11 protein-coding genes are annotated in these 10,992 nt (G+C 63.3%); 4 read left to right on the top strand and 7 right to left on the bottom strand.

Going from position 1 to position 10,992, the window contains the following annotated elements; translation table 11 throughout:
• Positions 1-66: 66 nt before the first annotated feature.
• From tsaE to argH, 5 genes are all read right to left on the bottom strand, one after another.
• On the bottom strand, positions 67-501 hold the full coding sequence (gene tsaE / locus ABFD92_01910) for a tRNA (adenosine(37)-N6)-threonylcarbamoyltransferase complex ATPase subunit type 1 TsaE (protein ID MEN6503271.1): 435 nt from the start codon (positions 499-501) through the stop codon (positions 67-69).
• On the bottom strand, positions 498-1,391 hold the full coding sequence (locus ABFD92_01915; GenBank protein ID MEN6503272.1) for a thiamine-phosphate kinase: 894 nt from the start codon (positions 1,389-1,391) through the stop codon (positions 498-500). Before ABFD92_01915 ends, tsaE begins: the two co-directional genes overlap by 4 nt.
• A gap of 6 nt (positions 1,392-1,397) precedes the next feature.
• Complete coding sequence (locus ABFD92_01920; GenBank protein ID MEN6503273.1) at positions 1,398-1,628, bottom strand: type II toxin-antitoxin system HicA family toxin; 231 nt, start codon at positions 1,626-1,628, stop codon at positions 1,398-1,400.
• 9 nt (positions 1,629-1,637) lie between these two features.
• Positions 1,638-2,336, bottom strand: a complete 699-nt coding sequence (locus ABFD92_01925) for a MerR family transcriptional regulator (protein MEN6503274.1) — start codon at positions 2,334-2,336, stop codon at positions 1,638-1,640.
• A gap of 72 nt (positions 2,337-2,408) precedes the next feature.
• Entirely contained in the window at positions 2,409-3,812 is a 1,404-nt protein-coding gene (gene argH / locus ABFD92_01930) for an argininosuccinate lyase (protein ID MEN6503275.1), read from the bottom strand.
• A gap of 329 nt (positions 3,813-4,141) precedes the next feature.
• Between argH and ABFD92_01935 the strand changes: the two genes are divergently transcribed.
• Positions 4,142-5,101, top strand: coding sequence for a dihydroorotate dehydrogenase electron transfer subunit (locus ABFD92_01935; protein MEN6503276.1), 960 nt, complete (start codon positions 4,142-4,144; stop codon positions 5,099-5,101).
• 260 nt (positions 5,102-5,361) lie between these two features.
• Here the strand turns inward: ABFD92_01935 and ABFD92_01940 are convergent, their stop codons facing one another.
• A complete protein-coding gene (locus ABFD92_01940; protein MEN6503277.1) occupies positions 5,362-6,453 on the bottom strand; it encodes a metallophosphoesterase in 1,092 nt (363 codons plus the stop codon).
• A 218-nt stretch (positions 6,454-6,671) separates the two neighbouring features.
• Between ABFD92_01940 and hflX the strand changes: the two genes are divergently transcribed.
• On the top strand, positions 6,672-7,994 hold the full coding sequence (gene hflX / locus ABFD92_01945) for a GTPase HflX (GenBank protein ID MEN6503278.1): 1,323 nt from the start codon (positions 6,672-6,674) through the stop codon (positions 7,992-7,994).
• A gap of 156 nt (positions 7,995-8,150) precedes the next feature.
• Entirely contained in the window at positions 8,151-9,308 is a 1,158-nt protein-coding gene (locus ABFD92_01950; GenBank protein ID MEN6503279.1) for a uroporphyrinogen decarboxylase family protein, read from the top strand.
• Here the strand turns inward: ABFD92_01950 and ABFD92_01955 are convergent.
• Positions 9,272-10,177, bottom strand: a complete 906-nt coding sequence (locus ABFD92_01955; GenBank protein ID MEN6503280.1) for a glycoside hydrolase family 16 protein — start codon at positions 10,175-10,177, stop codon at positions 9,272-9,274. The genes ABFD92_01950 and ABFD92_01955 overlap by 37 nt on opposite strands.
• Positions 10,178-10,374: 197 nt before the next feature.
• Here ABFD92_01955 and ABFD92_01960 point away from each other — a divergent pair.
• Positions 10,375-10,992 (top strand): four helix bundle suffix domain-containing protein (locus ABFD92_01960; protein MEN6503281.1); only part of this gene is annotated, 618 nt, incomplete at its 3' end.

The raw sequence follows: 10,992 nt of genomic DNA on the forward strand, positions 1-10,992 counted from the left end.
ACAAAGTGCAAGGAAAGGTAATTATGGTACAGGCCGTACCGCTTTAATGGACAATTCGTTCCCTCGTCAGTGCGTCAGTAGAAACCGTCGACGTTCTGGGGCTGTGATTTCGATCTCGATTTGCCAGCGCCGCTGAGGCAGGTACTGTCCGGCTCGCTCGGCCCATTCGATGATGACTACGCCTTCGGCGAGCATTTCTTCGACGGCCAGATCGACGAACTCTTCCGGGCCGCCGAGGCGGTAGAGGTCGAGGTGATAGACCGGCAGGCGGCCGGAGTATTCGTGGACGATCACGTAGGTCGGGCTGCAGACGACGCGGGTGTCGGCCACGCCCAGGCCTGCGGCCAGGCCGCGCACCAGGGCGGTCTTGCCGGCGCCGAGGGGACCGATCAGGGCTACGCAGTCGCCTTTGGTGAATCGCGCGGCAAGCTCTGCGCCCAGGGCCTGCGTGGCCTCGACGCTATCAGTGGTGAAGACTTCTTCTCGCGCGCGGGCGTTCATGTGCTGTGCTGCCAGCCTTTGGGTTGCAGAAGCGTGCGGCCGCCGTCGGGGGCGATCAACACCACCTCGGGAGCCATGGTGATCGTGCCGACCCGCGTGGCGCTCGTGCCGGCGGCGCCTTGAGCTACCAGGGCCGCGGCCTGACCTGCCGGCAGCGTGAAGAGCAGTTCGTAATCTTCGCCGTCAGACAGGGCGCCGTCGAGGGTGCTGTCGGAGGCCACGGGCATGTCGGCGGCCATGATCTCAGCGCCGAAATGCGAGGCCTTGCAGATGTGATGCAGATCGGCGGCCAAGCCGTCGGAGATGTCGATCATCGCGTGCAGGTCGCAGCGCCGGGCGATGTCGAGCCCCTCGGCGATGCGCGGAGTGAACGTCAGGTGCTTCTCGCCGCGCCACGAGCCGCCCAGGCTGCCGGTGACGCAGATGGCGTCGCCGGCCCGCGCTCCGCTGCGCAGCACGGCCCCGTGCGGACCTGGGCGGCCGATGATCGTCACGCTGATGGCCATCTTGTCCGCCCACGAACCGACGTCTCCGCCCACCAGCGGGCAGTTGAACGCGTCGCCCGCCTCGCGCAGGCCGGCGTAGATCGCCTGGCAGTCCAGTTCGCTCATCCCCCGCGGCAGGGCCACGGAGGCGACCGCGGCCGTGGGCACGCCCGCCATCGCCGCGATGTCCGAAAGGTTCCGCGCCATGGCCTTGCGACCTGCCGCCATAGGCCCGTCGCGGTCGAGCATAAAATGCACGCCGTCGAGTACCTGATCGACGGTGATGAGCACATCATGCCCGCCGATCTTAACGACCGCGCAGTCGTCTCCCGGCCCGACGGGCACCACGCCGGAGTCAAACCGGCTGCGCCCATAAATCCACTCGATGAAATCCAGTTCTCGCATGCTCTATTATCGGAAGAGCTTTTCGAATTCCGGCAATGTCAGCCCAGCCTGCTTGATTATCTTGCCCAAGGTCTTCTTCCGTGTCATTGGATGTCGCGGCACAGCCACGATACCCGGAAAGTTCGGATGAACAAGTATATGGTGCCCACCTCCGGGGCTTGTTGCCCGAAGAGACCATCCCGCTCGTTCGAGCGCCTTCAGGACACGATTAGTTGGACGGGGCACAAGCTTGGGCACGGGTGTTCCTCATGCCCGTATGCGCTTGCGCTGCTGCGGTTTCATCGAGACGTGAATGCCTTGCCGCTTCAGATCCTCGTGCGCCTCAAGCCACCCTTCAATCGCATCTTTGGCGTTGGCAAGCGTCTCCTGTAATGTATCGCCATCGGTAATACATCCTGGCAATCCGGCCACCGTGGCAACATAGCCTCCCTCATCAACGTCCGCTTCAACTTCCACCTGATAGGAAAAATCCCCCACAGCCACTTCTTCCACGCGGTGAACACTCATGGCAATGACTTTCCGACGCAGATCATGCTCAAGACCCGCAATGTCCACAAGATGAGAGAAGCGGTATTGGCCGGGACTCATGACTGTATCCATCAGATTGCTCTTGTCAGTTACCAAATGGATCGTGTCCGGGCTGCTGATCAGCCTGCAAAATCCCAACGGTTGGATAATTTCCGGCAGCTTCTTCCGGAGGAACTGGACGCACTTGCCAACACGCTGGAGAGTGAGGCCTTCGTCAAGAAATTGCTTAACCGTCTGGAGCGCCAGCAAGTCTTTGTATGAAAAAAGCCGCCGCGAACCTTTGCCCATCGCAGAGCGAATGGAAGGTTTCACCAAGCCTATCTTGTCCCAATACCTAATTTGCCTCGGCGTCGCCTCTATGATCTGGCTTGCCTGACTTGTATTGAATGCCTCTCTTGATACGTCAATTGTCTTCATGAGCGTGTCCTTGTAATGACATTAATGTCATTATAAAGACAGGGTCAGTAGTGGCCAACACATTTCTGCAAATTATCGCAGTCGCCCCTTCCAGAACTTGAGTTGCTGGCGTAGTTGCTTTGCGCCGGCGGCGCCGGTTGGGCTATAACGCGATACAACGTTGGCGGCGCCCAGATGGGCCTGCACGTCGGACGTCACCTGCGGGCAGGCTTCCTGCAGCGTTTCCAGCGGGAGCTGCGCGAGCGTCACGCCCTGCTGTTCAGCGCGGGCGACGAGGCGGCCGACGATGCCGTGGGCCTGGCGGAAGGGCACGCCCTTGCCGACGAGGTATTCGGCCAGCGACGTCGCGTCGAGGAATCCGGCTTCGAGATCGCGAGCGATTCGGTCGGCGTTGAAGGTCGTCGTCGAGACCACCCCTGCCGCGACGGCCAAGGCCTGCTTCATCGCCGCGACGCTGGCGAAGGCGAATCGCTTGTCATCCTGCAGGTCGCGGTTGTACGCCAGGGGCAGGCCCTTGAGCAGCGTGAGCATGCCGGCGAGGTTGCCAATCGCCGTGGCGGCCTTGCCTCGGATGAGCTCGAGCGTGTCGGCGTTCTTCTTCTGGGGCATCATCGAGCTGCTGGTGCAGTACGCGTCGGCCAGCGTGATGAACCCGAACTCGGTGGTCGAGTAGACGATCCAGTCCTCGGCCCATCGCGACAGGTGTACGGCCAGCAGCGCACAGTCGAAGCAGAGTTCCGCGAGAAAGTCGCGGTCGCTGGTGGCGTCGATGCTGTTGCGGCTGACGGCCGCGAAGCCCAGCAGCTCAGCCGTCCGCGCGCGGTTGAGCGGCAGGCTCGTGCCGGCCACCGCCCCGCTGCCCAGCGGGCAGACGTCGATCCGAACCCGCGCGTCGGCCAGGCGATCGGCGTCGCGCTGGAGCATCTCGACGTACGCCAGCAGCGCGTGGCCGGCCACGATCGGCTGGGCCCGCTGCAGGTGCGTGTAGGCGGGCATGACGATATCACCCTGCTTGTCGGCCAGCGTCACCAGCGCCTTCTGCAATTTCGTGATGGCCGAGGCGATGTCGTCCACCGCGTCGCGCGCCCAGAGGCGCAGGTCCAGGGCGACCTGGTCGTTTCGGCTGCGTCCGGTGTGGAGCTTGGCCCCGGCGGCGCCGATGCGGTCGATCAGCGCCTTCTCGATGACCATGTGGATGTCTTCGAGCTCGATACTCATGGGCAGTTGCCGGCCGGCAATGGCCTTGGCGATGCTCTTGAGCCCGCGGCGAATCTGGCGGAACTCGCCCTCGCTGATGAGCCCGACCTCGCTGAGCATCTGAGCGTGGGCAATCGAGCCGACGATATCGTACGGCCACAGGTCGTGGTCGACGTCGAGACTGGCGACGAACTGCGCGGTCACCGCGTCAGCCTGCGCCGTCAGCCGCGCCTGCCAGCTCTTGGAACCGTCCTGCGATTTGTCCTTTTTCGCGGCCATAAGATCGTTCCTTTGCACGGATGGTAAGACCGCGCGCCGCGGGTGTCAATCGTGGCCCCCCCGCCATCGAAACTACCACAGAGACACAGAGACGGATGAGGTGAAAGAGCAGCGTGCAATCTGCCGGGTGCCGTGGCGCGCAGGGCCGCAGGCCCGGAGAGCCACGATCCCCGGGGGCTAGCGCCAGTCGTGGCTGTCGGCCTGAAGGCCTCCCGCCACGGCACCCCTTAGCTTCTTTCTCCAATCTTTCCTCAGCGTCCTCAGCGACCTCTGCGGCTAGCACCCGGTTTCCGGTTGGAAATTCCCGCCTCGCTTCATACCATGCAGGCATGTCGAAAGTTTCCGCATCACCGCGCGGCACGTTTACCGGCGAGGTGCTGGCCAACGAGCAGGTTTGCGACGGCCATTACCGCCTGATCCTCGACGTGCCGCATTTTCCGCCCTCGCGGCCGGGGCAGTTCGTCCAGCTCCAGTGCCGATACCCCGGCGAGCGTGAAGGCGTCCACGTGGTCGAGTGGCCGCCGGGCCAAGCCCCCAAGTTCACGCAGGCGGAATTGACCGACCGCGAGCCTTTCTTGCGCCGCCCGCTGAGCCTGGCCGGCCGGCGCGACCACGCCCGCGGCGCCGTCGAGCTAGACATCCTGTACCGCATCAGCGGCACGGGCACGGCATGGCTGTCCGGCGTGACGCCGGGCAAGAGCCTCAGCGTGCTGGGCCCGCTGGGCAACGCGTTCCCGATCGACGCCGGCAAGCCCGCGGCCGCACTCATCGGCGGCGGCGTGGGGATTCCGCCGATGCTGTACCTGGCGGCCGCCCTGCAAGCGGCAGGCAAAAAGACCGTGGCCTTCAACGGCTCACGAAGTTCGTGCCTGCTGCCGCTGCGACTCTTGCCGGCAGGCAAAGTGCGGCCGGACGGTCTGCCGTCGCACTGCATTGCCGAGTTCGCGGCATGGGGCGTCGACGCGGGCGTGGCGACCGACGACGGATCCCTGGGCTTCGCCGGCCTGGTCAGCCGCCCGTTCGAGCAGTGGCTCGATCAACAGCCGCAGCCCGATCGCGACCTGGTCGTCTACACCTGCGGTCCCGAGCCGATGATGAAGGCCGTCGCTGAAATCTGCATCTCACGCAACATCCAATGTTATCTGTCACTCGAGCGTCACATGGCCTGCGGCATGGGCACGTGCCAATCCTGCGTGTGCAAGATCAAAGCCGACACTCCCCAAGGCTGGAGCTTCAAACTCTGCTGCACGGATGGACCCGTTTTCGACGCTCGCGCGGTAGTCTGGTAATTAGCCGCTGAGGTCGCTGGCGGGGCAAAAACTGGAATGATGGAATATTGGAATAGTGGAATAACAACCACAGCCAGTCGCGCAATTCGATTATTCCCATCATCGCGGGTGCCGTGGCGCGCAGGGCCGAAGGCCCGGAGAGCCACGATCCCGGACTCCTGCCAGCGCGGGCGACGGTCCACTCGCTCACGGTCGTGGCTGTCGGGCTTCGCCCTCCCGCCACGGCACCCGCCGCAAAACCCGTCGAGCAAGCTCGACCGCTAACTACCCTTGAGCACTGGTCGCGTCACAGGCCCTGTGGGGCGGGATGCCGACCTCGTTGTGGGTTGCATGGCGGCGGGGTTGATTGGGGCGGGGGGTTTCCAGTCGGCGGCGCTGATGCGTTCGATGGCGGCCTTGATGGCGGGGTCTTCGGGAATCGTGTTGTCGATCTTGAAGAGCTGGGCCTTTGTCGAGGCGATTTGCCAGCGGCCCTGGTCGTCCTGGCGCATCTCCATATCCACGCGGCCGAGGCGCTGGACATAGTCGCCGGTCTGGACGACCAGCACGTCGCGCCCGTCGGGGCCTTTAGATCGGGTGCCGCGGTCCATGCGGTTGTGGTCGTGTCCGCCGATGATCAGGTCGATTCCGGCGACCGAGCGGGCCAAGGCCAGGTCGCCCCAGGTGCCGATATGCGTGACAGCGACGACCACGTCGGCCTGCTTTCGCAGCAGCGGCACGATCTTGCGGGCCGTCTCGACGTCTCTTGCGACATCGATCTGCTTGCGGGTCTGCGCGTTCTCCTTAACCGTGCAGAGCCCAAAAAACGCCACGCGCAGCGGACCGGCCCGCTCGATGATGTACGGGCGCAGGAGACATGGGCCGTCTTTGGTCGTGACGTTGCTGGTGAGCATCGTGAAGCGGGCGTGGCCGGCGAACTTGCGGAGCATGGGCACGCCCATGTAGAAGTCGCCGTTGCCGGGGGTCATCACGTCGAATCCCATCTGGTCCAGCAGCAGAAAGTCGGCGATCCCCTGGCGGCGGGCGCTCAGGGCGTCGCCGCGGCTGGTGACGTCGCCGGCGTGGACTGCAAAGGTGCGCACGCTGTTGCCCGCGGCGCGCTGGCGGGAAATCAACGTGGCCAACCGCGCGTAGCCGCCGGTTTCTCCGTCGGCCCCATACGCCAGGATGCGCCCGTGCGTGTCGTTGATGTGCAGGAATGTCAGGGTGACGTTCTGCGTCGCGGGGCGGCTGGTAGCCGACAACGATGCATCCTGCCCGACGACCGGATGAAGATTGCAGGCAAGGCCCGCCGCCAGCGCCAGGCAGATCAGGGACAGCAGATATTTCTTGTCGTGCGTTCGCATAGGCATGATTTTATCAAACCCGCATGAAACCCCCTAATCCCTTGAAACGTTGTATAATAACGTGGCGGGAGGACTAAGCCCGACCGCCACGACCCCGGCGAAGAATGCGTGCCGGGAGTTCGGGGATCGTGGCTCTCCGGGCCTGTGGCCCTGCGCGCCACGGCACCCTTGGTACCTGCGGCCCTGCGCCACAGGACCTTGCTTTACCTGAGGACTTACTGGAATTGGTTGAACCTATTCGGAACGAACTATCCGTTCAGGCGGAGCGGGCGCTGCTGGTGGCGGTCATCCTGCCTGGAAGCACCGTGGACCCACTGGACCCGCTTGGGGAACTGCGAGCGCTGACGCGCACGGCAGGCGGAATCATCGCCGACGAGATCGTCGCCAAGCGGCACGTGATCCATCCGGGCCTCTATCTGGGCTCGGGCAAGGCCCAGCAGATCGCCGACCGGGCGCACCAGAACGAGATCGACGTGGTGATCTTCGACAACGATCTGTCCCCCGCGCAGATCCGCGACCTGGAGGAGATCATCGGCTGCAAGGTCATCGACCGAAGCGAGTTGATCCTGGACATCTTCGCCGCCCACGCTCGCACGAGCGAAAGCCGTCTGCAGGTCGAGCTCGCCCAGCTCGAATACACGTACCCCCGCCTGCGGCACATGTGGACGCACCTGGAGCGGACGGCCGGCGGGCAAGTCGCCAGCGGCGGCATCGGCACGCGAGGCCCCGGCGAAAAGCAGCTCGAGACCGACCGGCGCCTCGTGCAGAAACGCACGCAGCGGCTCAAGCAGGAACTCCAGCAGATCGACCGGCGCAAGGTGCGCGAGGTGCGCAGCCGCGGCGAGGCGTTCGGCATCTGCCTGGTCGGATACACCAACGCCGGAAAGAGCACGCTGATGAACGCCCTGACCGGCGCCGAGGTGCTGGTGGCCGACAAGCTCTTCGCCACGCTCGACACCCGCACGCGACAGTGGGACCTGGACCGCGGCCAGACCGCCCTGCTGTCGGACACCGTCGGTTTCGTGCGCGACCTGCCGCACCACCTGGTCGCCAGCTTCCGCGCGACGCTGGAAGAGGCCATCCACGCCAACCTGCTGCTGCACGTGGCCGACGCGTCCAACGAGCGGCTCGAGAACGAGATCGCGGCAGTCAACAAGGTGCTCGTCGATATCGGCTGCGCCGACAGCCGCCGCATCCTGGTCCTCAACAAGATCGACAAGATCATGGACCCGATCGTCCACATGGTGCTCAATCGCAAGTACCCCGAGGCGATCAAGATCTCGGCGGCCACGGGCAAAGGCGTCGAGCGGTTAATCGAAGAGGTGCGATACCGCGTCACCGGCGGCAACGTCAACGTGACGCTGCGAGCCAATTGCGGAAACGGAAAGCTGATGCACTACATCGGCCGCCACGCCGACGTTCAGTCGCAAACCTACGACGGTCAGACCGCCAGCATCACCGCCGTCATGCCGGCCGTGCGCCTGGAAGGCCTCGAAGAGTTCGGCGACGACGTCGAGATCGTCAACAGCAGCAATGGCGACCGATAGCCCCCTATGGAGTGCGGCAGCCTTAGCTGCCGCTTTGGTAGTTGTTAGGCCGCCGAAAAACTTCCAAAGCGGCAGCTAAGGCTGCCGCACTCCAAAGTCCCTTGCCTGAACGCTGCTTCTGTGCGAGCATGTTCCCTCTTATAAGGACAAACCGCAATGGCCACAGCAGACGGTGTTCATGCGATGGTGCCTCGCGAGAAGATGGATCTGGGCGCCCGGAAGCTGCGCGACGCGTACGCGATGGTGCCCGGCGCGCCGCTGTATAAGAAGGAGTTCGGGTACTACTGCCTGGACCGCTGGTTCAAGGAAGGCCTGGCCCCCGACGCCGATTTCGCCAAGGAGTTCGACTACGACCCGCCGGGGCTGACCGGCTTTGGCGGCCTGGGCTGGTGCGAGCCGGGCTACCTGCCCAATTTCGAAGAGAAAACTGTTGAGCAGCTCGACGAGTACGACATCGTGCGCGACTGGGCGGGGCGCACCGTCAAGTTCTTCAAAGGCCGCCGCAACGGGTTCATGCCCGAGTACATGGACTTCCCCGTCCACGACCGCAAGGACTGGGAAGAACTCTGCAAGCCACGCCTCGACCCGACGACCAGCGCCCGCTACGAAGGCCTGGGCGATCACATGCAGCGCATCACCCCGTGCATCGAGCGCGGGTGGATGGTCAATCAGAGCATCGCCGGGGCCGGCATGTACCTGCGGGCGATGTTTGGCGTGCAGAACATGATGCTGGCGTTCTACGACATGCCAGACGTCGTGCATGACATGATGGCCACGTGGCTCAAGCTCGCCGACGCGGTGACGGCAGCGCACCAGAAGCTGGCGACGTTCGACCAGCTCTTCATCGCCGAGGACATCTGCTACAACCACGGCCCGCTGGTGGGTCCCGACATCTTCAAGGAGTTCTGGTGGCCGTACTACCAGCAGCTCATCACCAACATCAAGTCGCGCCAGATCGACCAGACGCGCCACATGTACATCCAGATCGACACCGACGGCGACTGCCGCCCGACGATTCCGTGGTATATGGAAGAGATCGGCATGGACGTGATGAGCCCGTTCGAAGTCGCCAGCGGCTGCGACGTAGTCGAGCAGTCCAGGCAATACCCGAACCTGGTGATGACCGGCGGCATTGACAAACGCGTGATCGCCCTGGGCCCGCCGGCGATCGACAAGTACCTCGAGCGCGTGATCCCACCCATGCGCGAGAGAGGCGGATACATTCCCACCAGCGACCACGGCGTACCCGAGGAATGCTCGCTGGAGAATTATCGATACTATCGCAAACGCATTGTAGAGCTCGGCGGGAACTGAACTCGGGAATGTCGCTGATATACCCGCACGTAATCGATCTCGTACTTCTGCGGCAGGATGCTGTCGTCGATCTTGCCGCCCCAGGTTCCGCCTAACGCCAGGTTCAGGATCAGGTAGTGATCCTGGCGGAAAGCGTTGCCGGTTGGCAGGTCGGCTTGGGGGACTTTGTAGGTGAAGTACTTCGTGCCGTCGAAGTAGAAGTCGATCGTGTCGGCCGTCCACTCTATGGCGTAGATGTGAAAATCCTTCCAGGGCTCGGCGGCCTTGAGGCTGTGGCCTAGGCTGGCGTGCTTGCCGTCGGTGTTGGCCCAGTGGACCGTGCCATGCACTTTGTCCGGCGTGTGGCCGACAAATTCCATGATGTCGATCTCGCCGCAGCGCGGCCAACCGATCTTGCGGATGTTCGTGCCCAGGGTCCAGATCGCCGGCCAGACGCCTTTGCCCTGCGGCAGTTTGGCCCGCACTTCGATGCGGCCGTACGTCCACGAAACCTTGCCTTGCGTGGTGATGCTGGCCGAGGTGTAGTCCGCGGTCTTTCCGTCTTTCTGAAAACGTTCGTTGCGGCCTTCAATGATCAGCACGCCGCCTTCGACGCGGACGTTCTCTTTGCGGGCTCGCGTGTAATACTGCTTCTCCTGGTTGCGGACGAAACCGGTCTCGTAGGTCCACTTCTTCGGGTCGGGCAAGCCCTCGTCGCCGAACTCGTCGGCCCAGACCAACTCCCATCCCGCGCGCTGGGCCGCCGGGGCGGTGGCAGAGGCGCCGGGCGGAGCCTTCTCTTGAGCGATGGAAGGGCTGTAAAACGCAAAGGCGCTGAACGCGATGGCGGCCGACAGTGTCGCGGCTGCAGCTATTATTGCCGGTTTCATAGGCACTCCCGGGTTCGCAGGAATCTTATCGCGCACCTCAGGCACATGAAAGGAGCTAATAGGGCCTATAAAGAACGAACTAAGAAGAACGCCTGAAAATAACCTGGCAGGCCAAGGCCCTGGAGGTTTATCATAAGTGTTATAAGTCCCATGGGTCCTATAAGTCCTATTCTTCGTCCTATTCCCAGGAGCCGCCCATGAGCGATGAGGGTCTCATTCCGCCTCATGGAGGCTACCGCGACCTCAAATCTTACCAAGCTTCGGAAATCGCCTACGATGCCACGATGGTTTTCTGCGACCGGTTCATCGACCGCCGCAGCCGCACGCACGACCAGATGGTCCAGGCCGCACGCAGCGGCAAGCAGAACATCGCCGAAGGCAGTGCGGCGTCGGGCACCTCTCGCAAAACCGAACTGAAACTTACCGGCGTGGCCCGGGCGAGCCTGGAGGAACTCCTGCTGGACTACCAGGATTTTCTGCGTCAGAAGGGTCTGCAACTCTGGGACAAGAACCATCCCCAGGCCCAAGCCGTTCGCAAGCTGGCCTATGAACAACACAGGACCTTTGAGACATATCGGACCTATGTGGAGAAGGGCTCAGCCGAGGTGGCGGCCAACACGATCCTATGCGTGATCCACCAGGCCAACTACCTGCTCGACCAGCAGCTCAAACAACTGGAGCAGCAATTCCTAGAGCATCTAGCGATCATCTGTAGCGTATCCGCAGCTACGGAAGTAGCCTTGGCACTCCTCCGCGCTCACGGCCCTGAGAGCTTGGCCGATCACACCAATGAGTTCCTCCAACGTACGCCCGGC

It is taken from the genome of Planctomycetaceae bacterium, from assembly GCA_039680605.1.
Classification (GTDB): domain Bacteria; phylum Planctomycetota; class Phycisphaerae; order SM23-33; family SM23-33; genus JAJFUU01.